Source organism: Natronobiforma cellulositropha (assembly GCF_025629245.1).
In the GTDB taxonomy this organism is placed as follows: Archaea; Halobacteriota; Halobacteria; order Halobacteriales; family Natrialbaceae; genus Natronobiforma; species Natronobiforma cellulositropha.
The window spans coordinates 122,821-148,866 of record NZ_JANZXN010000004.1; the positions used below are offsets into that span (position 1 = coordinate 122,821).

Genomic DNA, 26,046 nt, shown 5'->3' on the forward strand with positions numbered 1-26,046 from the left:
GTGCGTACTCACCGTATGGACGAGGACGCCTCGCCCGCTCGAGCGGACGAGCGAGACGGCGACGAGACCGAGGCTCACGACGAGTACGACCGGATACCGATCGACACGACTCGTGCGCCTGCGGCCGCCGAACGGGACGGCGAAACGGACGCGACCGAAGACACGGAACGCGAAGGGGAGGTGGACGACCACCTCGTACCGGAGCCGAACTCGACGGTGATCGAGCCAGGGTCGCCGACGCTCGAGGGTGCCGTCTTCGTCGTTCTCGGCGTCGTGCTCACGGTCGCCATCCTGCTCCGACTGGTGTCGATCGGGTTCGTCGGCTGAGCGGTTCGCGGTAAACATTTAATCGTGGCGAGACCTAACCGTCGTACATGCTCGAACTCCTCGTAGCGAATATGCCGTACCTGTTGCTCGCGGCAGGGCTCTTTCTGGTCGCGCTCGAGGCGCTCTCACCTGGTGCGCACCTGATCGTCGTCGGCGTCGCACTCGTCGGTGCGGGGCTGTTCGGTCTCGTGCTCGGCCCGTTCCTCGGCGGAACGGTGTTACTGCTGGTCCTCGCCGCGTTGACGCTCGCGATCGGTTCGGTCGCGACGTGGATCTACCGCGAGTTCGACTTCTACGGCGGGAAGGGCACCGCCCAGACGCGCGACTCCGACGCGCTCTCGGGACGTGTCGGCTACGTCACCGAGACGGTCACCCCACGGGGCGGCCAGGTCAAACTCGAGGACGGCGGCTTCAGCCCCTTCTACAGCGCCCGTGCCCAGGAGGGGACGATCGAAGAGGGAGAGAAAGTGCTCGTGCTCGACCCCGGCGGCGGAAACGTTCTGACGGTCGAATCCTACGACGTGCTCGAAGAGGACGAGATCGACCGCGAACTGGCTCGAGAGGCCGCGAAACGATCTGCGGAGATCGAAGAGGGCGAGTCCGCGAGCGGGACCGACGCGGGTGGCGAGGAGACCGAACGCAAAGAGACCGAGACGGAGCGGTCGGGTGCCTGATCGCCTGACAGAGACAGTCACTCTCTCGCAAATGTCTACGGAATAAGGGAACGCTTTTTACGGCACCGCTACAAGTCGAACCTATGGTCCTAGAGACTGTCGTCCTGCAGGCCGAAATCGGTCTGTTCGTCGGTGCACTCGTACTGATCGTCGTTCTCGCCGCACTGTTCAGCGCGGTCGAGATCGTGAACGCGTACGAGAAACGGGCGCTGACCGTCTTCGGGGAGTACCGAAAGCTCCTCGAACCGGGTATCAACATCGTCCCACCGTTCGTCTCGAAGGCACACACGTTCGATATGCGTACACAGACGCTCGACGTGCCCCGCCAGGAGGCGATCACCCGCGACAACTCGCCGGTGACCGCAGACGCCGTCGTCTACATTCGCGTCATGGACGCGAAGAAGGCGTTCCTCGAGGTCGAAAACTACAGTACTGCTGTGTCGAACCTCGCGCAGACGACGCTGCGTGCCGTCCTCGGTGACATGGAACTCGACGACACGCTGAACAAGCGCCAGGAGATCAACGCGCGCATCCGCACGGAACTCGACGAACCCACCGACGAGTGGGGTATCCGCGTCGAGTCCGTCGAGGTCCGCGAGGTCAACCCCTCCCAGGACGTCCAGCGCGCGATGGAGCAACAGACCTCCGCAGAGCGCAGACGCCGTGCCATGATCTTAGAGGCACAGGGTGAGCGACGCAGCGCCGTCGAGAAGGCCGAAGGTGACAAACAGAGCCAGATCATCCGCGCACAGGGTGAGAAACAGAGCCAGATCCTCGAAGCACAGGGTGACGCCATCTCGACCGTCCTGCGCGCACGCTCTGCGGAGTCGATGGGCGAGCGCGCCGTCATCGACAAGGGCATGGACGCGCTGATGGAGATCGGTACCAGCGAATCCACGACGTTCGTCCTCCCGCAGGAACTCACCTCGATGGTCGGCCGCTACGGCAAACACCTCACCGGCAGCGACATCAAGGAGGACGCCGGCGTCCTCGACAGCCTCGAGTTCGACGACGAGACGCGCGAACTCATCGGTCTCGACGACATCGCCGAGATCATCGGCGAGATCGACAAGGAAGCCGAGATGGATCTCGAGGCGATGGAACAGCAGGCCCAGGCGATCAAAGAGGGCAAAGATACCAGCGCGCTCTCGAGCGGTGACGACGCACTCGACGGCGATCTCGAGACCGAAGCTGAGAGCGGAACGGGCGCCTGAGCGTCCTCGGCCGCCCGCTGAGAGTTCCACGCCCTGACGGCCCACCCGAGACGGGCAATCGTCCGGAGCGAAACGCGTTTTACCCCCCGACTCATTTCCAAACACGGGTACGGTAACGTATGACAACTACTGACGGGGTCGACGAAGAGAAGCGGGCGACCTTGCGACGGTTCGCCGCCGTTGGCGCGGCCACACCGCTCGCTCGGTTCTCCGACCCGGCAGCGGCAGATGCGGGCGAGAGCGACGCGCGTGATGCGATCGCAGGCTATCTCTCGACGACACCCGGTGCACACTTCTCGAAGATTCGTGACGACCTCCAGCTCGGCACCGGCGAAACACAACACCACCTCCGGCGACTCGAGGAACTCGGCGTCGTCGAACGCTTCCGTGACGGCGACTACAAGCGCTTCGTCGTCGCCGACCGGTTCGACGCCTTCGAGAAGAACGCGCTCGGCTACCTCCGGCGCGACACTCCGCGCGGAATGCTGATCGAACTCCTGCGCAACCCGGCGGTGACGGCGAGTGACCTCGCGGCCGCGCTCGAAGTCTCACCACCGACGGTGAGTAAGTACGCAGGCGAACTCGAGGAGGCGGGCCTGCTCACTCGAGACGATGGCTACACCGTCGAACGGCCGGAGACGATCTTACTCTTGCTCGTCCGTCACGCCGACTCGTTCGGCGAACGGGGGGAGGCGCTGGCGACCGACGCCGACGCGCTGATCGCCTACGACCCCTGACGCGGAGAGACCTCTCGTTGCGAGGACGGTGACAGACGAGAGAATACGTTCAGACGTTGACTTTCCAGGTCGTACTCGAGGAGTAGCCCCACTTTACGATCTCGATGTCGTAGCTTCCCTCCTGGAGGGCGGTGATGTTCGAGCCGACTTCCTTGGCGGTCATGCCGAGTTCCTGGCCGATGAGTCGGGACTTGAAGTAGGTCTTGGTCGTGGCGTGTTCCCGTAAGTACTGGAGGATCTGGAACTGCTTCGTGGTCAGGTCGGGGGAGGCTGTGGTGCTCATACCAGTGTGATAGGGAGTGTCCATATTAGGGGGTTTGGTACGTGTGGTTAATCGGCCGCAGTCTTGCGGTTTCTGCGGTCAGTAAGAGACTATTACTCGGACCACAACACCTGGTTGGTACGGGTGGTTAATGCATAATTTCAGCAGAGAACCACCAGTTCAAGAATGTGTGACTCGAGTGACCGTCACGGAGACGAGTGGAACCGACGAACCGGCCGCTCGCGCGTGGAGACGGGTGCAGGTGCCTCAGCGCACAGTGGCAGCCGACTGCTCACTCGTCGTTACCAGCGGAGCAATTTCGTATTACTCGGAGGTCGACCGGGAAGGAGTCCGTCAGGCGTCGACGAGAAACGGGCCGAACGCGCACGCGAGGGCGGCCGCGAGCGCGCGTTCTCTGTCGAGGAGACCATCGGTGAGGAGACCGATGGCACCGGGACCGTCGGCGAGTCCCGACCGGCCGTAGAGGTCGTCCATCACGGGTCCGAGCGCCTCGCCGCGCTCGACGCGTGCGCGGACCGTCTCCGGGAGCGGGAGTGACGGACCACCACCGACTTCGATCCGCTCACCGTCGGTCACGGCCGCCCACATCACGAGCGAGTCACCGGGGACGCCCGACAGCGCCGCCACACCGCTCTCGAGACCGACGCCGTACGCGGCCGACTCGAGCGCCGCGAACGCTCGCGTCGCGCGAGTTCGACTCCCGTCGACCGTCTCGGCGACCGAACGTGGCTGCTCGGCGACGCCGGAGTCGACGGCGAGAGTCGAGACGGTCGGGTCGAAGCGCTCGAGGGTGCGTTCGACTGCTGCGCGTTTGGCCGGGTTCGTGCTCCCGAGAGCGACGTGCATACGGGTGTCGTCGGGGTGAACCACCTTGGAGGCGCCGCTCCGTGACAGGATATATCAATGTTTTCATTTCTCATGCTGGTAACGGGTAACAGGGCGCGTACCGGCGTGATAGCGCCACGAATTCGAAATTCTTAAATGCGGGGTGTCTGAACGGAGTAGGTAACGAATCCGTCCGGGCTTCTCGGCAGTTCGGCCGGCCAGCATTCGCCCTCATATGACCAACGCACCATCGAGCACGCGAGTACGGCGTAACGAACGACAGACGGACGAACAAGCGGACGAGCGCGAGCACGAACACGGCGACCTGAGCTGTCCGGAGTGTACCGGCCACCTCATCGTCGACGACGAACACGGCGAGACCATCTGTGAAGACTGTGGGCTCGTCGTCGACGAGAAGTCGGTCGACCGCGGCCCGGAGTGGCGCGCGTTCGACGCCGCAGAGAAGAACAAGAAGTCCCGCGTCGGTGCACCGACGACGAACACGATGCACGACAAGGGGCTGTCGACGAACATCGACTGGCGCAACAAAGACGCCTACGGGAACTCACTCGGCTCGCGCCAGCGCGAGAAGATGCAGCGGCTGCGCAAGTGGAACGAGCGCTTCCGGACGCGCGACTCGAAAGAACGCAACCTCAAGCAGGCCCTCGGTGAGATCGACCGGATGGCCAGCGCACTCGGTCTCCCGACGAACGTCCGCGAGACCGCGAGCGTCATCTACCGGCGCGCACTCAACGAGGACCTGCTGCCGGGGCGCTCGATCGAGGGCGTCTCGACCGCCTGCGTCTACGCCGCCGCCCGACAGGCCGGTGTCCCACGCAGCTTAGACGAGATCGCCGACGTCTCGCGCGTCGAGAAGAACGAGATCGCCCGCACCTACCGGTACGTCGTGCGCGAACTCGGACTCGAGGTCCAGCCTGCGGACCCGGAGAGCTACGTCCCGCGCTTCGCGAGCGGTCTCGACCTCTCGGACGAGGCCGAACACCGCGCGCGCTCGCTCTTACAGAACGCCAAGGAGAAGGGCGTCCACTCCGGGAAGTCGCCGGTCGGTCTCGCCGCCGCCGCCGTCTACGCCGCGGCACTCCTCACGAACGAGAAGACCACCCAGGCCGCCGTCAGCGACGTCGCTGACATCTCCGAGGTGACGATCCGCAACCGCTACCACGAGCTGCTCGAGGCCGAAGAGACCATCGGCGTCGCCTGAAGAACCGACCGTTTTTTCGACGCCGACTGCGAGGCTCGCGTATGGACTTCGACTCGTTCGTGCTCGCAGCCGCCACCGCAGACCTCACCGACGAGCCAGCCGCCCGCGAACACGCCGACGCCCTCGAGTTTCGGATGGACCTCGCGAACGACCCACTCTCGGCACTCGAGACCTACGACGGCGAGCTACCGATTCTCGCGACCAACCGCGCCGAGTGGGAGGGCGGCGAGGCGGCCGAGGAAGGCCGGCTGGCGGCGCTCGCGGAGGCGACGGGGATCGACGCCGTCGAAGCGATCGACGTCGAACTCGCCTCGATCCTCGACGGGGAAGCCGACGACCTACTCGAGACGGCCCGTGAACGCGGCGTCGCAGTGATCGCCTCCGCTCACGACTTCGAGGGGACACCCCCGCGCGGTGAGATGGTGAAGACGCTGACCGAAGCGCGAAAGTACGCCGACGTGGCGAAGCTCGCGGTGACGGCGACCTCGACGTGGGACACCCTCGCGTTGCTCTCGGCGACCGAACAGCTGACGGCCCACGGCGACACCGTCGCGACGATGGCGATGGGCGAGACCGGCAGCCACACCCGTGCCGTCGCACCGGTGTACGGCTCGAAGATCGGCTACGCCCCCGTCGATCCGGCCGACGCGACCGCTCCCGGCCAGTACGACCTCGAGACGCTCTCGCGACTCGTCGCGGCGCTCGAGTGACGGAAGCGAAATCGGAATGTTAAGGGGAGGGGTCCCCTATGGCTACGCACGAATGACCTGGATTCGTGCGCTGGCTGCCGCCGTTCTCTCACTCTTCCTCCCCGGTGCGGGCCACGCACTGATTCGTGACTGGGCGCGTGCGCTGTTGTTCGCGAGCGTGTTCGCGCTGACTGTGGTGCTCGTCTTGCCGTTCGAAGACCTCCTCGAGACGGGGTCGGTGACCGAGGCGATGGACGTCATCTCGAGTGAACCGGCGTTGAGCCAGTTCATGCTCTCGTTTATGCTCCTGTTCGCCGCCCTCGACGCGGGCTTTCGGGCGATGTCGCCCCCGTTCGGGCCGACGGCGGCGGGTGACGGGCCGACCTGTCCCCACTGCGGGCGCGAACTCGACACCGACCTCGAGTTCTGTCACTGGTGTACGACGCGCGTGATGTATCCCGACGAGGAACAGGAGTCGTAACGAAGCGGCGGCCGAAAACTGAGGCGGCGCTACTTCTCGATGATGCTCTCTTCGACCGCCTCGCCGAAGTGGCGGGCGGTGTCCTCGTAGAACAGTCGGAGTTCGTCGCCGGTCTCGAGGTCGGTGACCGCCTTCCGGCCCTCGCTCGTGGCGACTTTGATCGTCTCTGCGTTCTGTAAGAGCGTCTCGATGTGGTCGCCGGAGTCGGTGTCGATGGCGACGCGGAACATCGGCCGCTTCTCGATTTTGACCCGGCCGACGATGGCCTCGCGGGTGTGGCCGTCGAGGTCGACGACCTGGACCTCGTCGCCGCTCTGGAGTTCGGCGAGGTACTTCGTCCCGCCGTCGGGGGTGCGGACGTAGGCGTGGACGGCACCGGCGTTGACGCGGAACGGGCGGGAGGCGACGTAGGGCGACTCGGCGGTCTCGGCGTGGACGAAGACCAGACCGCGGGACATCGAGCCGATGAGCATCCCCTCGTCGTGTTCTAAGAGGCTGCCGGTGTCGACGCAGACGCGGTCGGCGCTGCCGATCTGTTCGACGTCGGTCACCGTCCCCCACTCGAGGTCGACGCGCTCGCGCTCGGCAGCGTCGCGCGTCTCGACGGTGCGCCGAATCTGGTCGGGGTCGTCGGAGTCGAGCAAGACCGCATCAGCGCCGATCTCGAGCGTCTCGAAGGCGGTCTTGGCCTCTTCGGCGTTGGTCACGCCCGCGATGAGCATCGTCTCCGAGCCGATGCGTGCGATGAGGTTCTCGAGCGGGATGATCGTCCAGTCGTCACCGATGACGATGGTGTAGTCGGCCGCGACGGCCGCGGCTTCGGCGAACGCCTCGTACTCCTTGCCGAGGATGCGGACGTACGCACCGCGCTCGACGTCGGCGTCGCGTCTGAGCGTCGAGAGATCGGCCGACCCGGAGAAGTCCCCGGGGAGGTCGATGGTGCCGTCGCCTTCGCCGTCTTTCCCGACGACGTAGGCGTCTGCGGGTTCCTCGAGTTCCTCGTCGTCTTCGGCGTCGTCGATCAGCGTCACGTCGCCGTCGGTTTTGAACGCGGCGACGTTGATCTCACCGAGTTCGCGGACGCGTTCGACGTCGGCTTCGTCTACCAGTACCCAGTCGGCACCTGCCTCGAGCGCGGTCGTAATCCGCGCACGGCGAACGTCCCAGTCGCCGACGCTGTCGTCGGCTTTGACCCAGACTGCTCTCGTCATGACTCGACCGTCGAAGCCAGCGGCCTTGAACGTGGCGAAAGCGACAGCAGTCGCCACTGTACGGCTGGCTGTTCAGTGATCGCCTGCGATCGTATTCGAGACGAGCGTTCGCAACCCGCGCCGGAGACACACCCAATCTCGAGTGAATTGGCGACCTGATTGCAGACGGGCGAGGAACGGAGCCACCGGCGTGATGGAGATCGATAGTACCGACAGTTGCAATAGTAATCGCATTCTCAATACTGTCTTCAATTCAAATACGTTTCCCGAGGAACGAATATCGTGTATGGTGACACACAAGTGCCAGTCGGTCACGGAACGCTCGAACATCGAAGCCGTCGCGGCGGCCCTCGGGTGTGCCGACGAGCGCGTACTCGAGCTGGCTCGCGTGATCGACGAGCACGGAGGGGGCGGCGCACGAACGCTCTACGGGCCGGAAGTGACACTCGTCGCAGCGCTGCGCGTCGCGAGCGAGCGGACGGACTGCGACGGTCCCGACCCGGAGGAGGCGTGTGCGGTCGGTGACGCCGACCCGTGTACGCTCGCTCACGCCGAGACGCTGATCGAGCGCGAACTCAGCCCGCGAGCATCGGCGGAGACGTATCGCTCGCTCAGGCGGCGGCTCATCGCGATCACCGAGATTCTGGCCGCCGTCGAGAACGGCCGGTCGAACGCACCTCGGCTCCCGCCGTCGACGCCGACGGACCCGGCGCTGCTCGCGCTGACGAGTCGCCCGCTCGAGACGGTCGACGCCGACGCGCTCAGGGCCCACCGCGAGCGCCTCGAGACGGACCTCGACGTGGCTCGCCTCGGCGTTCGCTTACACGCGCTGGTCACCGAAGCGCGAGCAGACGAGAGCACACCCGAAGCAGACCAGAACGAGCGGGCTGAGCGCCACCAGGTCGCGCGTGAGCGCGACGACCGGAGACGGTGAGAACGGGCCGCGTTCACTCCCCGCCGTACTCGAGTTTGTGTCGAAACGCCCGGTAGGCGTTCTCGCCGCGTTCGGTCAACTCGATGGCGTAGCGACGCCCGCGCTGCTCGAGACGGACGTAGCCGTCGGTCTCGAGCGGGTCGAGAATGCGCGTATCGAGGACGCGAAACGCCCCTTTGTCCTCACCGCCAGCGCCGTCCGGCGGCGTGCGGTCGGCCATGAACGGGAGCCCCTCGTCCCGGCCGTAGGCGATGAGGTCCTTCTTCTTCGGCGGCGCAGTTCGGCGCTCGTCGAACCCGTCCCAGCGCGTCGGATCGGCGAGAAACTCCATGATGGCGACCTGCTCGGGCGACGGCGAGGCGATCGGATACGTCGGCAACTGCGAGAGGTCCGCCATTCCGACCGAGGCGGGCGCGCTCGATCCCTCGTGGGCGAACCCCTCCGGTTTCACGTAGTAGGCCGTCGCGTCCGTATCGACGTCCATACACGCGATGGTCGCCCCGATGGCGGCGATGGTTCCACCACCCGAGACGTTCACCCGCACGTCGTCGGCGGCGTGTCTGGCCGCGAGCGTCGTCACGGTCCCGAGGACGGCGTAGACGTCACCCAGGTCGCACGCGACCGTCTCGACCGTCCGAACGGCCCGCTCGAGTTCCTCGAGCAGGTCGTCGTGGTAGGTGGCCGACTGACGCTCGTCGAGCAAGACGTAGACGAGGTCTGCACGCATCGCCGTCACCGGTTCGAGGATCCGGTCGTACTCGTAGCCGAGAGGGACGACGTGGACCCGCTGGGGGACGTCCATGTCCATGCACCGAGAGACGTGTCTGTGAAAATAACTGCTGTGACTCGCGGCGAGCGAAACGCTCAGGGAGGTGCCGTGAGTAGAGAGGAGAGATGAGCCGGTACGACGCGATCTGTTTCGACCTCGACCACACCCTGTGTGAGTCGACACAGGACCCCACAGCCGTCCTCGAGACGGCGTGTGCCCGGGTCGGTCTCGAGCGCTTCTGTTCGGCGACCGACCTCCGGGCGGCCGTCCCCGCGATTCCCACCGCCGGAACCGACCGGGAGTTTTACGAACTGCTCTTCGCCGAGGTGGCGACCCGTGCGGGTCTCGAGGTCGGGGACGCGACCGTCGACGACCTCGCGGGGGCGTATCTCGCCGAGCGCGACCCGAGCGCCGTCCGCTTCTGTGACGGCGCGGCCGACGCGCTCGACCTCGCGCGGTCGGTCGGTCCCGTCGGGCTGATCACCAACGGCGGCCGACCCACGCAGACGCAGAAACTCGAGAGCCTCGACATCGCCGACGCCTTCGACGCGGCCGTCTACACCGACCTCGAGGCGGGCGTCCACCCGAAACCGCACACGATTCCGTTCGAGCGCGCGCTCTCGAGGCTGGGAGTCGCTCCCGAACGCACCCTCCACATCGGTGACTCGCTCCACGCCGACGTCGCGGGCGCGAACGCGATGGGGATGGACTCCGCCTGGATCGACGTCGGCGACGAGCGCGTCCCGGACCACCAGCCGACGTACGAACTCGAGACGCTCACCGACCTCGAGTCGGTTCTCTCCTGACCCACCGCTCGTCTCTCGACCTACCGCCCACCTCCCGGCTCACCACTCCGCACCGAGTGCCGCCTTCGCACCGCCGTAGCCACTCGCCGAGCGCCAGGTCCGGCCGCTCTCGACGTGTTCGACCTCGTAGCCGCCGCCACAGACGCCACACCGGTAGCGATCCGGCGCACGGACCGGCTTCGACGCCCGGTGACGCTCGGCGGACCAGCCACACTCGAGACACGACAGGGTGTAGCGCGGCGGCGTGAACGACGCACAGTGTCTCGGCACGTCGAGTTCGGCCGCCCGCTCGAGAAAGCGCTCGCCGTGGCCCGCCTCGCCGAAGCGCTGGAACTCCCAGGCGTGGATCAACTCGTGGCGGACGACCGCCTCGAACGCCGACGGTTCGAACGCACAGTAGGCCCGCCGCGAGAGCACGATGGTCGCAACCTCGCGGTCTGCGTCCCACCGACACGACCCCGCGCGGCGTTTCGCCCGCCTCGAGACCGCCCACTCGAGCGCGTCGAACTCGACCGCGAGTCCATTTCGCTCGTCGCGAATCACGGCCCTGGCGTGGACGCGGGCGTGGGCGAGGATCTGTTCGTCGGTCGGGTCGCTCACGGCGGGGACGACGGACGCCCACACCCTAACGGTTGCGACCGCCTCGCATCTCAGACCTCGAGCGCGAGACCGGCGCGCTCGAGTGCCTCCTCGACCGAGGCGTCCTCGTGGACGACAGCGGCGACCGCGCGCGTGATCGCCTCGGGGTCTTCGTGCTGGAAGATCGACCGTCCCATCGAGATGCCAGCGCCACCGGCGTCCATCGCGCCGCGGACCATCTCGATGGTCTCGCGGTCGCTGCCGCGGGCACCGCCGGCGATGACGACGGGCAGGGCGGTCGAGCCGACGACGTGTTCGAAGCTCTCGGGGTCGCCGCTGTAGCCGGTCTTGACGATGTCCGCACCGACCTCCTCGGCGAGCCTGACGGCGTGGCCGAGCGCCTGCGGGTCGCTGCCGTCGACGTCCGGACCGCGCGCGTAGGCCATCGCGAGGACGGGGATGCCGAAGCGGGCGGCCTCACTCGTCAGCTCGCCGAGCTGGGTGATCTGGCCGGGCTCGCTGTTCGAGCCGACGTTGATGTGAAAGGAGACGGCGTCGGCCCCGGCGCGGATCGCGTCCTCGAGCGTGCCGGTGCGGCGTTTGTCGTTCGGGTCCGGCCCGAGCGCCGTCGAGCCGTTGAGGTGGACGATGTAGCCCTGGCCGTTCTTGTTCGGGTGAACGCGCGCGGCGAGTCCTTTCTGGGTGAGGACGGCGTCCGCACCGCCGCGCGTGATCGCGTCGATAGTCGATTCGATCCCTCTGAGACCGTCGATTGCGCCGAGAGAGATACCGTGGTCCATCGGGACGATGACGTAGGAGCCGTCTGTCCCGATCCGTTCGAGTCGTGCGTCGATTCCAGGAGTCATGTTGCGAGTGTATAGCAAGCTTTCTGTTATGGGTGTTTCTGATTCCGCCCGGCTACTGCTTCGTCGGGGCGTCGGCGAGTCCCGCCTCGGCACCGCCTTTCAGTTCGCGGGCTTTCGCCTCGAGCGCCGCGGCCGGGTCGTCGGCGTCGGCGATCAGGTCGATGAGTGCGGAGCCGACGATCACGCCGTCGGCACCGGCGGTGACGATTTCGGCGGCGTGGTCGGCTTCGCTGACGCCGAAGCCGACCGCCTTCGGCACGCCGTCAGCGCTGGCGTCGTACGCGGCCAGTCGCTCGAGGCTCTCGTGGGTCGCCCCGGAGACGTCCGCGCGCGCGCCGGTCGTCCCGAGTCGCGCCTGGACGTAGACGAAGCCGGAGGCCTGGGACATGATCGTCTCGAGGCGCTCGCCCGCGGTCGTCGGCGCGACGATGAAGACGAGGTCGAGACCGAACTCCTCACAGGCGGCTTTCAGCGGGCCGCTCTCTTCGGCGGGTAAGTCGGGGACGATGATCCCAGAGAGACCCGCCTCGGCGGCGCGCTCGACGAACGGCCGGACGTCCGGCCCGTCTCGTGACTCTCCGCTCGAGCCGTACTGCAACACCATGTTGTAGTAGGTCATCACGAGCAGCGGCGCGTCGGTCTCGAGGTCGTCGACCATCTCGAAGAAGCGCCGCGGGGTCGTCCCCGCCGCGAGCGAGCGGTTGATCGCCGCCTGAATCGTCGGCCCTTCGGCGATCGGTTCCGAGAAGGGCAAGCCGAGTTCGATCAGGTCCGAACCGCCGCGGTCGAGCGCCTCGACGTAGGCTTTCGTCTCCTCGAGCGAGGGGTCGCCCGCGGTGATGTAGGTGATGAGCGCGGGGTGGTGCTCGCGAATCGCGCGCTCGATGTCGGAGTCGGTCATCGCTCGAACACCTCCACGTCCGGAGCCGCCTCGAGATCACGTTTCTCGGTCTCCTCGAGAACGGTCTCTAGGTCCTTATCGCCGCGTCCGGAGACGTTGACCACGACGACCTCGCCGAGGTCCTCGGCGGCGTCCTCGAGATAGCCGAGGGCGTGGCTCGACTCGAGGGCGGGGATGATCCCCTCGAGTCGCGAGAGGCGGTGGAAGGCGTTGAGGGCGGTCTCGTCGTCGACGCTGACCGGCGTCACCCGGTCGGTCGCGACGAGGTGGGAGAGTTCGGGACCGACGCCCGCGTAGTCGAGACCGGCGCTGACGCTGTGTGACTCCATGATCTGGCCGTCACCGCTCTGGAGGAGTTTCGTCATCGCACCGTGGAGGACACCGTCGGTGCCCGTCGAGAGCGTCGCCGAGTTGGGGGCGAGACCCGCCTCCTCGTCGATGTCGAGGCTCGAGCCACCGGCCTCGACGGCGTAGAGCGCCACCGACTCGTCGGGGACGAACGCGTGGAACGCCCCCATCGTGTTCGAGCCGCCGCCAGCACAGGCGACGACGCTGTCGGGGAGCCGTCCCGCCTGGGCCTGTATCTGCTCGCGGGCCTCCTCGCTGATGACCGCCTGGAAGTCCCTGACCATCTTCGGGAACGGGTGGGGACCGACGACGGAGCCGATGACGTAGTGAGTCGTCTCGACGGTCGTCGCCCAGTCGCGGAGCGTCGCGTTGATCGCCTCTTTCAGCGTCGCACTGCCCGCGTCGACGGGGTTGACCGCCGCGCCGTTCATCCGCATCCGGTAGACGTTCGGCCGCTGGCGGTTGACGTCCGTCCGGCCCATGTAGATCTCACAGGGCATCTCGAGGTGGGCTGCGGCCATCGCGGTCGCCGTCCCGTGCTGGCCCGCGCCCGTCTCGGCGATGATCCGCTCTTTGCCCATGTACTTCGCGAGCAACACCTGCCCGAGCGCGTTGTTGAGTTTGTGCGCGCCGCCGTGGACGAGGTCCTCGCGTTTGAGGTAGACCTCGCGGCCGTAGCGCTCGCTCAGCCGATCCGCACGCTGGAGCGGCGTCGGCCGCCCGCCGAACTCGCGCATGCGCTCTTCGAACTCGTCGAGGAAGCCGTCCTCGTTCTCGAGGACGTAGCGCTGGTAGGCGTCCTCGAGTTCCTCGAGCGCTGGCATCAGCGCCTCGGGTACGTACTGTCCACCGTAGCGTCCGAAACTCGTCTCGCTCTCGCTCATGTCTGTGTCTCCGTCTCTGCCTCGACCAGTTCGCGCGTCGTCGCGGTGACGTCCGCTCCGGCCATGATGGCGCTGCCGACCAACAGTGCGTCCGCGCCGGCCTCGCGCATCCGCCGGACGTCCGCCGGGGTCGAGACGCCGCTCTCTGCGATCAGGGTCACGTCCTCGGGGGCGTGCGGTGAGACCGCCTCGAACGTCGCTAAATCGACCTCGAGTTTCGCTAAGTCTCGGTTGTTGACACCGATCAGGTCGGCACCCGCTTCGAGGGCGACCGTCAGTTCCTCGCGGTCGTGGACCTCGACGAGCGGCTGAAAACCGCGCTCGCGGGTCGCCTCGAGCAGCGACTCGAGGTCGTCGACGAAGCGGACGATCAACAGGAGGAGGTCCGACTCGACCACGTCGAGGTGTTCCTCGCGGAGGACGAAGTCCTTCCGGAGGACCGGCACGTCGACCGCCTCGCGGATGCGCTCGAGTGACTCCGGCGAGCCACCGAAGTGGGTCGGTTCGGTGAGCACCGAGATGGCGCTCGCCCCACCCTCGACCATCGCGCGTGCGAGGTCGACCGGGTCGTCCTCTCGTGTCCCGTCGGTCGTCGGCGAGGTCGGCTTGACCTCCGCGATCACCGGTACCCGGCCGTCGGTCTCGGCGCGCTCGAGCGCTGCCGGGAACGAACGCGCCTCGACGGCGACCCGTTCGCCGCCCGTCCGCGCTCGCGCAGCCTCGAGAATCGACTCGACTGCGGGAGCCAGTTCTTCACCTTGGTTCATTGTTGTACATCAACGTACGCATGTGTACAAAAGCTTTGCGCCCTCGGAGCCGCTGCGGCGAATATTGAAGTCCGGCCCGCCCTTCTCACGTAGCATGGACGACGATCCGGAGTCGGGAATCTACGCGCGCGAGTCGCCGTACCTCGAACGGTTCGTACAGATCGGCGTCGCGAGCGGCCGCCTGCTGCGCGTCTCGTTCCCGGAACACCCCGACGAGAACGCGCGAGCGGACCACCCACTACTCGAGCGACTGTTCGAGTACCTGGCGGGCGTCGAGGAGGTGGGCTTCGAGGAGGTCGAGGTCGCGCTGACGATGGCGACCGACCAGCGGGCGGTCCTCGAGAGCCTCCGGACGGTTCCCTACGGCGAACAGGTCGACGTGACGACGCTCACCCGGATGACGGCTGGACTCGACCCCGCAGACGACGAGGACATCGTGCTCGTGCGGACGGCGCTCGCGGAGAACCCGCTCCCGATCGTGATCCCCGACCACCGCGTGCGCGACGGCCCGAGCGCTGCGCCGCCGCCGGTCGAGCAGAAACTGCGCTCGCTCGAGGGTCTCTGAGCGGACTCGAGGCGGCGTCTCGAGGAGGTCTCGATACTCCCCCACAGTCCTTAAACGAGATAATATCCCTTTGGGGAAGCCTTTTACATAGAGAACCGTGTCCGTATGCGATATGAACCAGGCAGACGTCACCCACGTTCAGAAGGCCTGCGCGTACATCACGCGCAACGGGAACGAACTGCTCGTCTTCGAGGGTCCCGGCCACGAGGGACTTCAGATCCCGAAGGGGACGCTCGAGGAGGGCGAACGCCCGCGCGAGGCGCTGTTTCGTGAAATCGTCGAAGAGAGCGGGCTGGCGGGCGTCGGCCCGACCCGTCACGTCGCGAGCGACGTCTGGACCCGTCGCGAGTCGCCGCCGAAGCGCTACGTGCGTCACTTCTTCCACACGAGCGTCTACGAACCGCGCGACGAGTGGACCCACATCGTGACCGGCGACGGCGAGGAACGCGGCGCGGCGTTCGAGTTCTCCTGGCTCGAGTTACCGGCCGACCGGGAGTTCGCACTCGACCTCGACGACTACACCCACCTGCTGGCGGACCCGTCACCGACGCCCGAGTCGACGGAGCCGGCGGCGTCGGTCGCCGTAGAGCCGACCTCCGACTGATCGGAGACCGGGGATCGGTTGGCTCCCCGATCCGTGGTGCGTGACGAAGTGGAGTTTTCCGCCAGAGAATCGACCGTTCGTGACGATTTTTCCCGCTCCGGTGAGTACCCGTCGAAAAGAGTTATTACCGAGTAGTTTGTTATCATACCACACGGAGAAGACCGATGCGAATCAGCGAAGACCGCTACACCTGTCAGGATTGTTCGACCGATGTCCACCCGCTCTCCTACTGGGCGCAGTGTCCGGAGTGCGGTGGTCAGTTGCGAACCAGCATCGCCGACTGAGTCGGCCGGGCCGCCCGTTCACTCGGCGATCCAGATCGCGTAGATGTAGAGTAAGACGCCGGTGAACACCGCGACGGTCGAAGCGAGGTCGAGAACGACGTCGTCGAGAGCGACCCAGGCGAGCTGGGCGAGACCGCCGACGACGAGACAGAGACCCGCCGCCGTCAGCGCCGAGAAATCCTGCCTCGAGCCTCTGAACAGCAGGCCGCCGATACCGATGGCGACGAGTCCGAAGAGGATGTCGGCGGCGATCCGTGCCGTCACGTCATTTGCCGTTCCTGCGTAGATGATCAGCGCGAAGTACAGCAAGATGCTGGCGACGATTGCCTGCCGGACTCTCACCGAGGCATCACGGAGCGTTGTCGTGCTCATACCAACACGAATGGGGCAGTGACGCTTAGCTGTCGGTGGTTCGTCTCGCCTCGAGAGCGTCACGACGACCACTCGAGACCGGTCCCCTCGTGGAGGACGAACTCGAAGGCGTTGACGAGGTAGTGGGCGACGACGACGGTCAGGAGGCTCTCGGTGAGGATGAAGACGGCCGCCAGAACGAACCCGAGGGTGCCGGTGACGAGGATGCCGACCCGTCCCTGAATGCCGTGGCCGAGGGCGAACGCGAGCGAGGAGACGACGGCGAGCAGCCACGGCGAGACGCCGAAGCCGACCGAGAGCGCACCGATCAACGCCGCGCGGAAGAGAAACTCCTCGAAGAGCGCGATCACCGGCAGGACGACGACCAGGAGGACGAGCCAGCCGCCGCGCGTCTCGGGGGCCAGCAGTTCGCGAAGCTCCGTGCCGGGGTCGACGCCGCGTCGGGCCGCAGCCACCGAGCCGAGTTCGTTCACCGCTGCGAGGACGACGCCGACGCCCACCCCGACGAGCAGGCCAGTGAGGAGGTACGACTGGCTGAATTCGATCCCGAGCGCACTCGCCGGAACTGCCGTGTAGACGGCTGCACCGATCAACACCGCAGCGAACAGTCCCTGCGAGAGTGCGACGTTCGCCAGCAGCGCACCGGTCGACATCGACTCCGGCGGCTGCAGGTTCGACTGCGCTGCTCGAGCGCCGTCCCGCTCGGGCACTCGCCCCGTCGGCGGTTCGTTCGAACGCGGTTCGGTGGAAGACTCGAGCGACCGCGGTTCGGCGGAGGGGTCGTGCGACGAGCGTGTCGACTCGGCGGTCTGTGCAGGTTCGCTCGCACTCGAGTCGGAGCCGGCGGCGTCCGTACGGGTGGGCGTGTCAGCGTCGTCGGGTCCGGTCAGTGAGTGCGTGGTCGCGTGCGAGAGAAGTAAGAGGAGGGCGCAGACGACGCCGGTCAGGCCAGCGAACGTCGCCCACTGCGTCATCGGTTACTGTGGGCTCGGGTTCGATCCACCTGCAGACGTGCCGGGAACCTGGCCGTCGAAGGCGGTGCCGGTGATCTGTTTGAGGCGGTCGAGCAGCGAGTCCTTCTCGGGTTCGCCGATGAGGGCGACCTCGAGCACTTCGCTGATGTTGTCACAGGGGATGATCTCGATCATCTCCTTGTACTCGTCTTCGATCATCACGTCCTGCTCGTTCGTCTTGGGGATGATGACGCGTGTACAGCCAGCTTTCGCGGCGGCTTCGATCTTGTGGGTGACGCCGCCGACGGGGAGGACGTCCCCGCGCACCGAGAGCGAGCCGGTCATCGCGACCGACTGGTCGACCGGGATGTCCTCTAAGGCGCTGATGACGGCGGTCGCGACGGTGATCGAGGCGGAGTCGCCGTCGACGCCGCCCTGTCCGGCCTGGACGAACTGGATGTGGACGTCCTTCTCCGAGAGGTCGACGTCGGAGAACTTCTTGATGATCGCCGAGACGTTCTGGACGGACTCTTCGGCCATCTCCTTGAGCTGGCCGGTCGCGATGACCTGTCCGCCACCCTGGGCGGGGGCGATCTCCGCCATCACGGGGAGCATGATCCCGGAGTCTTCGCCCATGACCGCGAGACCGTTGACGCGGCCTTCGACGCCGCCTTCGTTGACCTGGAGTTCGTAGTCCTTCCGGCGGGCGATGTAGTCGTCGGCGAGCTGTTGTTCGATCGATCGCGAGCGCGCCTTCGCTTGCAAGACGTCGTCGCGACTGGTCGCGTCTTTCTCCTCGGCGCGTGCGATGTCGCCGGCGACGCGGACGAGTCCGCCGAGGTTACGGAAGTGAAGCGTGAGGTGTTCCTTCCGCCCGGCACGGCGTTTCGCCTCGAGGATAACCTCCTCGACGGCGTCGCGCGTGAAGTGGGGGAGGCGGCCGTCGCGTTCGACCTCCTGAGCGATGAAGCGGGCGTACTTGCGGCGCATCTCGGGGGTGTCCTCGATGGTGTCCTCCATGTAGACCTCGTAGCCGTAGCCCTTGATGCGCGAGCGGAGTGCGGGGTGCATGTTCTCCATCGCATCGAGGTTCCCCGCGGCGATCATGATGAAGTCACAGGGGACGGGTTCGGTTTGGACCATCGCACCCGAGGAGCGCTCGGACTGGCCCGTGATGGCGAACTCGCCCTCCTGGATCGCCGTCATCAGCTTCTGCTGGGTGCGCACGTCGAGGGTGTTGATCTCGTCGACGAACAGCACGCCCTTGTTCGACTTGTGGATCGAACCGGGTTCGACGCGGTCGTGACTCGGCGTCTCCATGCCACCGGACTGGAAGGGGTCGTGGCGGACGTCGCCGAGTAAGGCACCGGCGTGTGCGCCGGTGGCGTCTTCGAACGGCGCGGTGCGCTGGTCGCCGTTGTTGACGATCATGTTCGGCACCATCGCGTCCGTCCCGCGGGAGGTGTACCGGAAGATGAGCCAGATGACACCGGCGGCGATGATCCCCATCAGGATGCTGGCCGAACTGAGGATCGTGTAGCCGATGATGATCGCGATGATGATCCACATCAGGATCGAGCGCATCTGGTTGCGCTTTCTGGCCTCCTCTTTGTGTGCTTCGATGATCTGTTCGCCCTTGCCAGCGGGGACGGTCCGGACCTTCGGCTCGTTGCCGTCGTCCGGGTTGTGGTAGACGAGAACGTCCTGGAGGTCCTCTTTCGGGAGGAGCTGACTCATCGCCTTCGCCAGCATCGACTTGCCAGTCCCGGGCGAGCCGATCATCATCACGTGGCGTCGCTGCTGGGCAGCCTTGATGATGATGTCGCGGGCTTCGTCCTGACCGATGACCTGGTCGACGAGCCGGTCCGGGACCTCTATGTCGTCGGTCGAGTCGATCGCGAGACCGCCGAGTAAGTCGTCCTCGGCGATCTCCTCGTCGATCTCGACGCCCGGATCGACCTCGACGGTGCTCCCGAGATCGTCGATCGTCTCCCCGACCTCGTCACCGTCTTCGGTGGTCTCGGAGTCTTCGTCGACGTCGTCCTCGATCTCCAGGGCGGAGCCGTCGGCGTGGACGGCGGTCTCGTCGGGATCTGACTCGCCGTCGGAGTCGGCGACAGACGACCCGTCGTCCTCGGGTCGCTCTGGCACCTCCTCTCGGTCGGCGTCGACCGGTGGCCGGTCGTCCGGCGCCTGCTCAGTGGAGTCGGAATCGGTCTCCGCTGAGGCGGCGTCGTCAACGTTCGTATCGTTACTCATAGAACTGTATTCAGTACGTCAACCGAAGGCGTTGCGACTGATATACTTTCTCCCTCACGACAGACCCTCAGCGGCAGCCAGGAGGGCCAACGCAACCGATATCGTGGCTTTCGTCTCGAGCGACAGCTCGCCAGTCTTAAGCGTTCGAAGCCCAGAGGGGGAGTATGACGCGGGGGTTCTACATCGGCCGCTTTCAACCCTACCACGAAGGCCACCACGCGATGGTGAATCAGATCGCCGCCGAAGTCGACGAACTCGTCCTCGGCATCGGGAGCGCTGGCGACTCGCACACGCCACGAAATCCGTTCACCGCGGGCGAGCGGATCATGATGATCACGAAGTGTCTGGTCGACCTCGACATCGTCACCTACGTCGTCCCCATCGAGGACCTGGAGCGAAACTCCGTCTGGGTGAGCCACGTCCAGAGCATCTCACCCGACTTCGACGTGGCGTACTCGAACAACCCGCTCGTGATTCAGCTGTTCCGGGAGGCCGGCGTCGACGTCCGCCAGTCGCCGATGTTCCGCCGAGAGGTACTCGAGGGAGCGGAGGTTCGCGAGCGCATGGCCGCCGACGGGGACTGGGAGGCGCTGGTGCCGGAGCCGGTGGCGACCGTGATCGACGAAATCGACGGCATCGAGCGGATGCAGATGATCAGCGAGACGGACGCCAACGGCGAGTGAGTCGAGCCGCCTTTGAGCGGTGAGCACCTCACCGTCGGGTATGATCACCCTCGCTTCCGACTTCGGGACGCCCTACCCGGCGGCGATGAAGGGCGTGATACTGGCGCGGACGGAGACACCGGTCGACCTCGTCGACGTCGCACACGACTTTCCCCGTGGAGACGTTCGGACGGCCGCGTTCTGGCTTCGAGAGGTCCTCCCGTACTTCCCGCCGGCGGTTCACCTGGCCGTCGTCGACCCCGGCGTCGGCACCGACCGGAACGCGCTCGTGATTCGCGCGGGCGAGCACGCCCTCGTCGGCCCGGACAACGGCGTCTTGCTCCCGGCCGCACGGCGGCTCCTCGAGGCGAGCGAGACCGACGCGCTCTCGGCGTTCACCATCGACGACTCGAGCGCCGAGAGTGCGACGTTCCACGGGCGAGACGTCTTCGCGCCGGCCGCCGCGGCGGTCCACGAGGCGGGCGTCGACGCCCTCGAGACGGTGCCGTCGCTCACACCGGTGCCGTCGGTCGTCGACCTGACGATACCCGACGCGAGGCTCGAGGAAACGGGCGCGACGGGTGAGGTGCTCGTCGTCGACGACTTCGGAAACGTCGTGACGAACGTTCCGGGCGCGGTACTCGAGGGCCGAGAGGACGTCCGCGTCGACGGCCAGCGGGTACCGGTCGGCGAGACGTTCGCGGCGGTACCGCCGGGTGAGAAACTCGCGACGGTCGGCAGCCACGGCTTCGTCGAACTCGACGTCAACGACGGGCGTGGTGACGAGGCGTTCTCGCTCGCACCGGGTGAGGTGGTCCGTCTCGAGTGGCCGATCTGAACTCAGGCAGGCGCCGCGGTCCGTTTCACGGGATCGATCACGATCTCGCCGTCTGCACAGACCGTCACACTACAGCGAGCGAAGCGAAAGGAGACCGATCCGGTCGCCCCGGTGCGCTCGCCGCGCCAGTGGTGAAAGAGCGCGTTCAGCGCGTCGGGGTCGATACGCTCGTAGAGCGTCTCGAGATCGTCGACCTCGACCTCGAGGACGGACGAAACCGCCTCCAGCAGAGCTGAGCTGACCGGCTCGTAGGACTCGTCGTCGTACCACGTGTGGTACGTTCCCCGACAACAGTCGTAGTAGACCGGCCTCCCGCCTGCGTCTCCGATGTGCTCGAGTCGGTCCGCCGGAGTGTGCTCGGGCATATCACCGATGTACCATGCGTTAACATATAACATTATTGGCCAACGTAGAGTGTCTATTCAGACATACTGTTTCGCGAACGAATACGGCCGAGGGCGACCAGGAAGAAATTGATCCGCGATCGAAGACCGTGAACGGTCAGCGTCGCTTACTCGGCGGCGATGACGTCGTCGATACGGACGATCATGGTCGCGGCCTCGGTGGCGCTCTCGATCGCCTCACGTTTGACGTCTGCGGGGTCGACGACGCCGAGTTCGATCGGGTCGGCGACGGTGACGCTCTCACCGTCGGTGACGAGACCGGCGCGGCCGTCGGTCTCGTGAGCGGCACGCAGGTCGACGAGGGCGTCGATCGGGTCCGTACCGGTGTTGGCGGCGAGGGTGCGGGGGACGACGTCGAGGGCGTCGGCGAACGCCGTGACGGCGAGCTGTTTCCGCCCCTCGATACCGGCAGCTGCAGAGCGGATGCGGTCGGCGATCGCGATCTCCGTGGCACCAGCGCCGGGAACGACCTCGCCGGAGTCGAGCGCCGCGGTGACGACGTCGAGGGCGTCTTTGAGCGTCCGGTTGAGTTCGTTGATGAAGTGTTCGGTTCCGCCACGGATGAAGAGCGTGACGGCTTCGGCGGTCGCACCGCCCTCGACGAAGACGAGGTCGTCGTCGCCGTAGGTCTCGGTGCGGACGCGGTCGGCCTGGCCGAAGTCCTCCTCGGAGAGGTCGGCGACGGCGCCGACGCGTGCGGCACCGGTGGCACCGGCGACCTGGCGGGCACCCCGGTTCTTGACCTCGAAGGCGAGGATGCCTTCGTCGGCGAGCACCGCCGCGATGCGGTCGTCGATGTCTTTGGTCGTGAACAGCACGTCGACGCCGGAGTCGACGACGGTCTGGGCGGTCTCGCGGAGTTCACTCGTCTCGGCGTCGATCGCGGCGTTGAGCTGATCGATCGACTCGATCGAGTACTCGGCGTCGATATCACCGGTGCGGACACCCAGGTCGACGTCGATGATCGCGATGTTCGCGTCCTCGATCGTCGTGGGCATCTCGTCGTGGAGCGGTTCCTCCTCGAGGACGATTCCCTCGATCAACTCGGTCGCCGACGAGGAGGCCCCGACCTGTGCGTGGACGTGGATGTCGTCGCGCTTGACGCCATCCTCGCTGTCGACACGGCGGACCGTCTCGACGACCGTCTCGGCGAGTACGTCGGGCGAGAGGTTCCCGGTCCCCTTCCCGGTCATGCTCGATTCGGCGACCTGGGCGAGGATGTCGTCGTCGACGTCGATCTCGAGTACCTGCTCGTCGATGGCCTCGAGGGCGATACGTGCGGCTTCGTGGTAGCCTTCGACGATCGTCGTCGCGTGGACGTCCTGCTCGATGAGGTCTTCGGCCTCGGCGAGGAGGTTGCCCGCGATTACCGCTGCCGTCGTCGTCCCGTCGCCGACCTCGTCCTCCTGGGACTCGGCGACCTCGACGATCATCTGTGCGGCAGGGTGTTCGATATCCATCTGGCGGAGGATCGACGCCCCGTCGTTCGTGATCATCACGTCACCGCTCGTGGTGACGAGCATCTTGTCCATACCTCGGGGACCGAGGGTCGTCCGAACGGCCTCCGCGACCGCCTTCCCGGCCATGATGTTCGACGACTGCGCGTCTCGGCCCTGTGTTCGCTGGCTGTCTTCGCTCAGAATGAACAGGGGCTGTCCGCCCATGCGTCGCTGTTGTGCCATGTGTAGATCCTCACTAACGTATCGTTAGCACTTCTATATAATTCTTTCCCTACCACCTCGCTCCCCTCTGGCGATTGTCCGTGTGAACGGACTACACACGGGAGAGCCCCCCCGACCGGTAGCACAATATGGGTCGAGTAAGAATCTCCCTCCGAATGCTCGAGCTAGAGCACGGCTTCCGGGTGGTCGACGTCCACACACAGCTCACGCCGGACGCCGTCAGCACGCGCGGGCGGACGATTTCGCCCGACCGGCTCGAGCGCGAGATGCACCAGGCGGGCATCGTGAAAGCCGTGGTCTTCCCGGGGACGACTCCGGGACGGAGCTACGTCGCGGCGAACAACGGCGTCGCCCGCCTGAGCGTCGAACGGCCGTTCGTCGCCTTCGCACGGATCAACGGTGCCGACGCAGCGACCACCACCGCGACGGGACGGTTTCGAAACGCCGTCAGCCGGCGCAAAGAGTGGCATACGACGCCCGACGACATCGAACAGTACGCCTACGACGACCGCTTCTACGGCTTCACGCTCGATCCGATCGCCGACGGGTTTCCCGACGAAGCCGTCCTCGACCGACTCGAGGACGTCGGTCTGCCACTGGTGGTCCGCGGCGGCGTCGGGGCCCCACCGCCGGTGCTCGCCGAGACGCTCCTCGAGCGGTCGCTCCCCGTCATCGTCGCCCACTTCGGCGGCCATCCGCTGGCACGCGAGTCGATGCACGAGATGATCGACCTGCTCGACTCCTACGACGAGTGTTACCTCGACACGAGTGCCGTCCGCTACCGCGACGTCCTCGAGCGGGCACTCTTAGAACACCCGGACCGGGTGCTCTTCGGCAGCGGTGCGCCGGCGTGTCACCCGAACGTCGCCGTGATGGAGATTCTTACCCTCGACGTCTCCGAAGACAAACTCTGGCGGGCGTTCTCGAAGAACGCCTGTCGCGTGGTCGGCGCGCTCGCGCCCGACTAACGCTCGCTGTCCCGCCGGTCGTACACCCGGACCGCACGGTCGTGTCGCGTCGAGAGGCCGTTCGGATTTCGACGCCGCGTCCGGTCGGCGAAGCGGGCGCGAAGACCGTCCGTGAGACCGCGTCCGGTACTCGAGAGCACGGTGACGCCGTCGCCGAACCAGCCGGTCGGCGTCTCGTCGCCGCTCGCGACGGTGCGGGCGTTCGCGTACCCGTCCCGAACCGCACTGAAGACGGTGCGGCCGACGACGGTCGGGCGCGGCCCGTAATTCTTCGCCAGCCGGTAGGCGAGCGACTGATAGCGCTCGCCCCACTCGCTCTGTGAGTGGCCGCCGTCGGTGCCGATTTCGTCGCGCGTGGCCATCTCTCCGCTCCAGATGACGTCGAAGCCGAGCGCACCGACCCGGTGTGCACAGTCGCGGTCGCCGCCGACGACGAGGTACTCGTCGAAGCCGTCGAGCGCCTCGAGAACCGTCCGGTCGAACGCGACGTTGTTCCCGTCGAAGTGGGTCACCGTCCGTCCAGCGACGGTGTTCGCCCGCCTCGTGTCGGCCGTCGGACCGTCGCCTCCGAGGACGGGACCGGTGACGACGTCGCCGCCGCTCGCGATGGCAGTCTCGATGGCGTCGTACCACGACGGCGAGACGCGGTAGCGGTCACCGAGGAACGCGACCACGTCACCGGTCGAGACCGCGAGACCGGCGTTCCTCGAGACGTTCGGGTTCCGCTCGGAGAGTTCGACGAGCACGTCGACGTCCTCACGGTCTCTGACCGCGCCGGTCGTCCCGTCGGAAGACGGCCCGTTGACGACGATAATCTCTGCCGTCGCAGGGAGACAGTTAGAGAGCGCATCGAGAGAGGAGAGCAACTGCTCTCGGTCGTTCAGCGTCGAAACGACCACCGAGAGCGCGAGCGTCATGCCTGTAATAGGTTCGCCGGGAGGTAAAAATTGGCCGGGTTCGTCGCTGACGAAGTGGGGTGAGAGCGAGTCGTCTACCGGACCTTCGTATTCCAGTACGAGACCGACGCGAGGTGATCGGCGGCCGAGAGCGACCCGACGGCGCGGTCGACCGTCCGGATCGGTTCGGCGAGCACGTTCGGCATCGACCGGTAGAGACCGTACGGAACGATGAAGTCGTCCTCGACGCCCCTCAGCGTCAGGTCGGTCTTCGCCAGCAAGACGGCGACCTCGCTCTTCGAGTACAGTCGCGATCCCATCGGCAGCGCCCAGTTGTAGACGCTGCGCGCGCTGAACCGGTTGAACGTATCGAAGACGATCTGTTCGCGCGAGACGCGGCGCATCTCCCGGAGGAACGACTCCGGGTCGTCCGCGAGGTGGAAAAAGCGCATCGCGACGACCGTATCGAAGTGGTCGTCCGGAAACGGTAACCGTCCCGCGTCACCTCTGAGAAACTCGAGGCGGTCCGCGACGTCCATCTGTACTGCCTTCGCTCGGCCTTGCTGTAACATCGCCGACGAGATGTCGAGACCGACGACGTCCGCACCGCGGTCGGCCATCATCGTCGTAAATCGCCCGGTACCACAGGCGATTTCGAGGACACGACGGTCATCGAGAGGCGCGAGTGCCTCGAGGACGGCGGTCTTCTCCCGTCTGTCGATCAGTTGCCCGCCCCGGGAGAAGCGCTTGTCGTCGTACTCCTCTGCGACGTCGTCGGCCTGGTACCACTCCTGTCCTTTCACACTGGGCGAAACTACGCCACCCCGGGAATAAAGAGATACTGGACTCAGGTCGGGACGCATCCTTTTGGGCAGTGGTAGCATAGACCACAGTATGGCACGATGTACTCGCTGTGGAGCGACGCCTGCCGCCGACGAACTCGTCCGCCACGAGGCCGCGGACCTCCTGTTCGTCCACTGCCCCGAGTGTCACACCGTCATGGGGACCTACCGCGAGCCGGGAGTTCGGCGCTAACTGAGAC

Annotated in this window: 31 protein-coding genes; 15 read left to right on the forward strand and 16 right to left on the reverse strand. The window is 66.3% G+C overall.

Features of this window, described 5'->3' with window-relative positions; all coding sequences use genetic code 11:
* Nucleotides 1–15: 15 nt before the first annotated feature.
* From N0B15_RS01270 to N0B15_RS01285, 4 genes are all read left to right on the forward strand, one after another.
* On the forward strand, nt 16–327 hold the full coding sequence (locus tag N0B15_RS01270) for a DUF7312 domain-containing protein (protein WP_263017479.1): 312 nt from the start codon (nt 16–18) through the stop codon (nt 325–327).
* Nucleotides 328–374: 47 nt separating this feature from the next.
* Nucleotides 375–1,001 (forward strand): NfeD family protein, encoded by a 627-nt coding sequence (locus N0B15_RS01275; protein ID WP_263017480.1) that lies wholly within the window; start codon nt 375–377, stop codon nt 999–1,001.
* An 83-nt stretch (nt 1,002–1,084) separates the two neighbouring features.
* Complete coding sequence (locus N0B15_RS01280; RefSeq protein WP_263017481.1) at nt 1,085–2,215, forward strand: SPFH domain-containing protein; 1,131 nt, start codon at nt 1,085–1,087, stop codon at nt 2,213–2,215.
* 119 nt (nt 2,216–2,334) lie between these two features.
* Nucleotides 2,335–2,952 (forward strand): winged helix-turn-helix transcriptional regulator, encoded by a 618-nt coding sequence (locus N0B15_RS01285; RefSeq protein ID WP_263017482.1) that lies wholly within the window; start codon nt 2,335–2,337, stop codon nt 2,950–2,952.
* A gap of 49 nt (nt 2,953–3,001) precedes the next feature.
* Here the strand turns inward: N0B15_RS01285 and N0B15_RS01290 are convergent, their stop codons facing one another.
* Nucleotides 3,002–3,235 carry a DUF7123 family protein gene (locus N0B15_RS01290; RefSeq protein ID WP_263017483.1) on the reverse strand — a complete coding sequence of 78 codons (234 nt, stop codon included), beginning with the start codon at nt 3,233–3,235 and terminating at the stop codon, nt 3,002–3,004.
* Between the two features lie 333 nt (nt 3,236–3,568).
* Nucleotides 3,569–4,081 carry an inosine/xanthosine triphosphatase gene (locus tag N0B15_RS01295; RefSeq protein WP_263017484.1) on the reverse strand — a complete coding sequence of 171 codons (513 nt, stop codon included), beginning with the start codon at nt 4,079–4,081 and terminating at the stop codon, nt 3,569–3,571.
* A 214-nt stretch (nt 4,082–4,295) separates the two neighbouring features.
* On the opposite strand from N0B15_RS01295, the gene N0B15_RS01300 reads away from it, so the two are divergent.
* Genes N0B15_RS01300 through N0B15_RS01310 form a run of 3 tightly spaced genes read left to right on the forward strand, consistent with a single transcriptional unit; the run spans nt 4,296 to nt 6,452 of the window.
* On the forward strand, nt 4,296–5,282 hold the full coding sequence (locus N0B15_RS01300) for a transcription initiation factor IIB (RefSeq protein WP_263017485.1): 987 nt from the start codon (nt 4,296–4,298) through the stop codon (nt 5,280–5,282).
* Between the two features lie 41 nt (nt 5,283–5,323).
* The gene (locus N0B15_RS01305; RefSeq protein ID WP_263017486.1) at nt 5,324–5,992 is read left to right on the forward strand and encodes a type I 3-dehydroquinate dehydratase; all 669 of its coding nucleotides are present in this window, start codon (nt 5,324–5,326) and stop codon (nt 5,990–5,992) included.
* A 52-nt stretch (nt 5,993–6,044) separates the two neighbouring features.
* Nucleotides 6,045–6,452, forward strand: coding sequence for a zinc ribbon domain-containing protein (locus N0B15_RS01310; RefSeq protein ID WP_263017487.1), 408 nt, complete (start codon nt 6,045–6,047; stop codon nt 6,450–6,452).
* Nucleotides 6,453–6,481: 29 nt separating this feature from the next.
* Here the strand turns inward: N0B15_RS01310 and N0B15_RS01315 are convergent, their stop codons facing one another.
* Nucleotides 6,482–7,663 (reverse strand): 3-dehydroquinate synthase II, encoded by a 1,182-nt coding sequence (locus N0B15_RS01315; RefSeq protein WP_263017488.1) that lies wholly within the window; start codon nt 7,661–7,663, stop codon nt 6,482–6,484.
* A 286-nt stretch (nt 7,664–7,949) separates the two neighbouring features.
* On the opposite strand from N0B15_RS01315, the gene N0B15_RS01320 reads away from it, so the two are divergent.
* On the forward strand, nt 7,950–8,597 hold the full coding sequence (locus tag N0B15_RS01320) for a hypothetical protein (RefSeq protein ID WP_263017490.1): 648 nt from the start codon (nt 7,950–7,952) through the stop codon (nt 8,595–8,597).
* A 13-nt stretch (nt 8,598–8,610) separates the two neighbouring features.
* Here the strand turns inward: N0B15_RS01320 and N0B15_RS01325 are convergent, their stop codons facing one another.
* Nucleotides 8,611–9,399: an HFX_2341 family transcriptional regulator domain-containing protein gene (locus N0B15_RS01325; protein WP_263017555.1), complete on the reverse strand. Its 789-nt coding sequence runs from the start codon at nt 9,397–9,399 to the stop codon at nt 8,611–8,613.
* A 92-nt stretch (nt 9,400–9,491) separates the two neighbouring features.
* Between N0B15_RS01325 and N0B15_RS01330 the strand changes: the two genes are divergently transcribed.
* Complete coding sequence (locus N0B15_RS01330) at nt 9,492–10,172, forward strand: HAD family hydrolase (RefSeq protein WP_263017491.1); 681 nt, start codon at nt 9,492–9,494, stop codon at nt 10,170–10,172.
* Nucleotides 10,173–10,211: 39 nt separating this feature from the next.
* On the opposite strand, the gene N0B15_RS01335 is transcribed toward N0B15_RS01330, so the two are convergent.
* The 5 genes from N0B15_RS01335 to trpC are packed head-to-tail and all read right to left on the reverse strand — an operon-like array spanning nt 10,212 to nt 14,517.
* Nucleotides 10,212–10,772: a SprT-like domain-containing protein gene (locus N0B15_RS01335; RefSeq protein WP_263017493.1), complete on the reverse strand. Its 561-nt coding sequence runs from the start codon at nt 10,770–10,772 to the stop codon at nt 10,212–10,214.
* 50 nt (nt 10,773–10,822) lie between these two features.
* Nucleotides 10,823–11,617 carry a 2-amino-3,7-dideoxy-D-threo-hept-6-ulosonate synthase gene (locus N0B15_RS01340; protein WP_263017494.1) on the reverse strand — a complete coding sequence of 265 codons (795 nt, stop codon included), beginning with the start codon at nt 11,615–11,617 and terminating at the stop codon, nt 10,823–10,825.
* Nucleotides 11,618–11,669: 52 nt separating this feature from the next.
* The gene (gene trpA, locus N0B15_RS01345; protein WP_263017496.1) at nt 11,670–12,518 is read right to left on the reverse strand and encodes a tryptophan synthase subunit alpha; all 849 of its coding nucleotides are present in this window, start codon (nt 12,516–12,518) and stop codon (nt 11,670–11,672) included.
* A complete protein-coding gene (gene trpB, locus N0B15_RS01350) occupies nt 12,515–13,750 on the reverse strand; it encodes a tryptophan synthase subunit beta (protein ID WP_263017497.1) in 1,236 nt (411 codons plus the stop codon). The genes trpA and trpB overlap by 4 nt, the downstream gene beginning before the upstream one ends.
* Entirely contained in the window at nt 13,747–14,517 is a 771-nt protein-coding gene (gene trpC / locus N0B15_RS01355) for an indole-3-glycerol phosphate synthase (protein WP_263017498.1), read from the reverse strand. Before trpC ends, trpB begins: the two co-directional genes overlap by 4 nt.
* A gap of 94 nt (nt 14,518–14,611) precedes the next feature.
* Here trpC and N0B15_RS01360 point away from each other — a divergent pair, with 94 nt between their 5' ends.
* Together N0B15_RS01360 and N0B15_RS01365 are read left to right on the forward strand one after the other, a co-directional pair.
* The gene (locus N0B15_RS01360; protein WP_263017499.1) at nt 14,612–15,082 is read left to right on the forward strand and encodes an MGMT family protein; all 471 of its coding nucleotides are present in this window, start codon (nt 14,612–14,614) and stop codon (nt 15,080–15,082) included.
* A gap of 112 nt (nt 15,083–15,194) precedes the next feature.
* Entirely contained in the window at nt 15,195–15,686 is a 492-nt protein-coding gene (locus N0B15_RS01365) for an NUDIX hydrolase (protein WP_263017500.1), read from the forward strand.
* A gap of 302 nt (nt 15,687–15,988) precedes the next feature.
* Here the strand turns inward: N0B15_RS01365 and N0B15_RS01370 are convergent, their stop codons facing one another.
* Genes N0B15_RS01370 through lonB form a run of 3 tightly spaced genes read right to left on the reverse strand, consistent with a single transcriptional unit; the run spans nt 15,989 to nt 19,554 of the window.
* Nucleotides 15,989–16,342, reverse strand: coding sequence for a hypothetical protein (locus tag N0B15_RS01370; protein ID WP_263017501.1), 354 nt, complete (start codon nt 16,340–16,342; stop codon nt 15,989–15,991).
* Between the two features lie 59 nt (nt 16,343–16,401).
* Nucleotides 16,402–17,316, reverse strand: coding sequence for a CPBP family glutamic-type intramembrane protease (locus N0B15_RS01375; protein ID WP_263017502.1), 915 nt, complete (start codon nt 17,314–17,316; stop codon nt 16,402–16,404).
* A gap of 3 nt (nt 17,317–17,319) precedes the next feature.
* Nucleotides 17,320–19,554, reverse strand: coding sequence for an ATP-dependent protease LonB (lonB, locus tag N0B15_RS01380; protein WP_263017503.1), 2,235 nt, complete (start codon nt 19,552–19,554; stop codon nt 17,320–17,322).
* 164 nt (nt 19,555–19,718) lie between these two features.
* Between lonB and N0B15_RS01385 the strand changes: the two genes are divergently transcribed.
* Together N0B15_RS01385 and N0B15_RS01390 are read left to right on the forward strand one after the other, a co-directional pair.
* Nucleotides 19,719–20,237 carry a nicotinamide-nucleotide adenylyltransferase gene (locus N0B15_RS01385; RefSeq protein ID WP_263017505.1) on the forward strand — a complete coding sequence of 173 codons (519 nt, stop codon included), beginning with the start codon at nt 19,719–19,721 and terminating at the stop codon, nt 20,235–20,237.
* 40 nt (nt 20,238–20,277) lie between these two features.
* Entirely contained in the window at nt 20,278–21,054 is a 777-nt protein-coding gene (locus tag N0B15_RS01390) for an SAM hydrolase/SAM-dependent halogenase family protein (protein ID WP_263017506.1), read from the forward strand.
* Between the two features lie 2 nt (nt 21,055–21,056).
* On the opposite strand, the gene N0B15_RS01395 is transcribed toward N0B15_RS01390, so the two are convergent.
* A complete protein-coding gene (locus N0B15_RS01395; protein WP_263017508.1) occupies nt 21,057–21,419 on the reverse strand; it encodes a HalOD1 output domain-containing protein in 363 nt (120 codons plus the stop codon).
* Between the two features lie 146 nt (nt 21,420–21,565).
* A complete protein-coding gene (thsA, locus tag N0B15_RS01400; protein WP_263017557.1) occupies nt 21,566–23,122 on the reverse strand; it encodes a thermosome subunit alpha in 1,557 nt (518 codons plus the stop codon).
* Nucleotides 23,123–23,295: 173 nt separating this feature from the next.
* Between thsA and N0B15_RS01405 the strand changes: the two genes are divergently transcribed.
* Nucleotides 23,296–24,108 (forward strand): amidohydrolase family protein, encoded by an 813-nt coding sequence (locus N0B15_RS01405; protein WP_263017509.1) that lies wholly within the window; start codon nt 23,296–23,298, stop codon nt 24,106–24,108.
* On the opposite strand, the gene N0B15_RS01410 is transcribed toward N0B15_RS01405, so the two are convergent.
* Nucleotides 24,105–25,025, reverse strand: a complete 921-nt coding sequence (locus N0B15_RS01410) for a glycosyltransferase family 2 protein (protein ID WP_263017510.1) — start codon at nt 25,023–25,025, stop codon at nt 24,105–24,107. The genes N0B15_RS01405 and N0B15_RS01410 overlap by 4 nt on opposite strands.
* A 74-nt stretch (nt 25,026–25,099) precedes the next feature.
* Nucleotides 25,100–25,807 (reverse strand): class I SAM-dependent methyltransferase, encoded by a 708-nt coding sequence (locus tag N0B15_RS01415; RefSeq protein ID WP_263017511.1) that lies wholly within the window; start codon nt 25,805–25,807, stop codon nt 25,100–25,102.
* Nucleotides 25,808–25,898: 91 nt separating this feature from the next.
* On the opposite strand from N0B15_RS01415, the gene N0B15_RS01420 reads away from it, so the two are divergent.
* Nucleotides 25,899–26,039 (forward strand): hypothetical protein, encoded by a 141-nt coding sequence (locus N0B15_RS01420; RefSeq protein ID WP_263017512.1) that lies wholly within the window; start codon nt 25,899–25,901, stop codon nt 26,037–26,039.
* The last annotated feature ends 7 nt before the right edge of the window (nt 26,040–26,046 follow it).

Excerpts from the sequence above, each read along its gene's own strand:
- N0B15_RS01385 (WP_263017505.1), top strand. The coding sequence starts at position 19,719 with ATGACGCGGGGGTTCTACATCGGCCGCTTTCAACCCTACCACGAAGGC.
- N0B15_RS01320 (WP_263017490.1), top strand. The coding sequence starts at position 7,950 with ATGGTGACACACAAGTGCCAGTCGGTCACGGAACGCTCGAACATCGAA.
- N0B15_RS01325 (WP_263017555.1), bottom strand. The coding sequence starts at position 9,399 with ATGGACGTCCCCCAGCGGGTCCACGTCGTCCCTCTCGGCTACGAGTAC.
- N0B15_RS01370 (WP_263017501.1), bottom strand. The coding sequence starts at position 16,342 with ATGAGCACGACAACGCTCCGTGATGCCTCGGTGAGAGTCCGGCAGGCA.
- thsA (WP_263017557.1), bottom strand. The coding sequence starts at position 23,122 with ATGGGCGGACAGCCCCTGTTCATTCTGAGCGAAGACAGCCAGCGAACA.
- N0B15_RS01405 (WP_263017509.1), top strand. The coding sequence starts at position 23,296 with ATGCTCGAGCTAGAGCACGGCTTCCGGGTGGTCGACGTCCACACACAG.
- N0B15_RS01275 (WP_263017480.1), top strand. The coding sequence starts at position 375 with ATGCTCGAACTCCTCGTAGCGAATATGCCGTACCTGTTGCTCGCGGCA.
- N0B15_RS01340 (WP_263017494.1), bottom strand. The coding sequence starts at position 11,617 with ATGACTCCTGGAATCGACGCACGACTCGAACGGATCGGGACAGACGGC.
- N0B15_RS01420 (WP_263017512.1), top strand. The coding sequence starts at position 25,899 with ATGGCACGATGTACTCGCTGTGGAGCGACGCCTGCCGCCGACGAACTC.
- N0B15_RS01360 (WP_263017499.1), top strand. The coding sequence starts at position 14,612 with ATGGACGACGATCCGGAGTCGGGAATCTACGCGCGCGAGTCGCCGTAC.
- N0B15_RS01365 (WP_263017500.1), top strand. The coding sequence starts at position 15,195 with ATGAACCAGGCAGACGTCACCCACGTTCAGAAGGCCTGCGCGTACATC.
- trpA (WP_263017496.1), bottom strand. The coding sequence starts at position 12,518 with ATGACCGACTCCGACATCGAGCGCGCGATTCGCGAGCACCACCCCGCG.
- trpC (WP_263017498.1), bottom strand. The coding sequence starts at position 14,517 with ATGAACCAAGGTGAAGAACTGGCTCCCGCAGTCGAGTCGATTCTCGAG.
- N0B15_RS01280 (WP_263017481.1), top strand. The coding sequence starts at position 1,085 with ATGGTCCTAGAGACTGTCGTCCTGCAGGCCGAAATCGGTCTGTTCGTC.
- N0B15_RS01395 (WP_263017508.1), bottom strand. The coding sequence starts at position 21,419 with ATGCCCGAGCACACTCCGGCGGACCGACTCGAGCACATCGGAGACGCA.
- N0B15_RS01310 (WP_263017487.1), top strand. The coding sequence starts at position 6,045 with ATGACCTGGATTCGTGCGCTGGCTGCCGCCGTTCTCTCACTCTTCCTC.
- N0B15_RS01390 (WP_263017506.1), top strand. The coding sequence starts at position 20,278 with ATGATCACCCTCGCTTCCGACTTCGGGACGCCCTACCCGGCGGCGATG.
- N0B15_RS01290 (WP_263017483.1), bottom strand. The coding sequence starts at position 3,235 with ATGAGCACCACAGCCTCCCCCGACCTGACCACGAAGCAGTTCCAGATC.
- N0B15_RS01305 (WP_263017486.1), top strand. The coding sequence starts at position 5,324 with ATGGACTTCGACTCGTTCGTGCTCGCAGCCGCCACCGCAGACCTCACC.
- N0B15_RS01375 (WP_263017502.1), bottom strand. The coding sequence starts at position 17,316 with ATGACGCAGTGGGCGACGTTCGCTGGCCTGACCGGCGTCGTCTGCGCC.
- N0B15_RS01300 (WP_263017485.1), top strand. The coding sequence starts at position 4,296 with ATGACCAACGCACCATCGAGCACGCGAGTACGGCGTAACGAACGACAG.
- trpB (WP_263017497.1), bottom strand. The coding sequence starts at position 13,750 with ATGAGCGAGAGCGAGACGAGTTTCGGACGCTACGGTGGACAGTACGTA.
- N0B15_RS01295 (WP_263017484.1), bottom strand. The coding sequence starts at position 4,081 with ATGCACGTCGCTCTCGGGAGCACGAACCCGGCCAAACGCGCAGCAGTC.
- N0B15_RS01285 (WP_263017482.1), top strand. The coding sequence starts at position 2,335 with ATGACAACTACTGACGGGGTCGACGAAGAGAAGCGGGCGACCTTGCGA.
- lonB (WP_263017503.1), bottom strand. The coding sequence starts at position 19,554 with ATGAGTAACGATACGAACGTTGACGACGCCGCCTCAGCGGAGACCGAT.
- N0B15_RS01270 (WP_263017479.1), top strand. The coding sequence starts at position 16 with ATGGACGAGGACGCCTCGCCCGCTCGAGCGGACGAGCGAGACGGCGAC.
- N0B15_RS01330 (WP_263017491.1), top strand. The coding sequence starts at position 9,492 with ATGAGCCGGTACGACGCGATCTGTTTCGACCTCGACCACACCCTGTGT.
- N0B15_RS01315 (WP_263017488.1), bottom strand. The coding sequence starts at position 7,663 with ATGACGAGAGCAGTCTGGGTCAAAGCCGACGACAGCGTCGGCGACTGG.
- N0B15_RS01410 (WP_263017510.1), bottom strand. The coding sequence starts at position 25,025 with ATGACGCTCGCGCTCTCGGTGGTCGTTTCGACGCTGAACGACCGAGAG.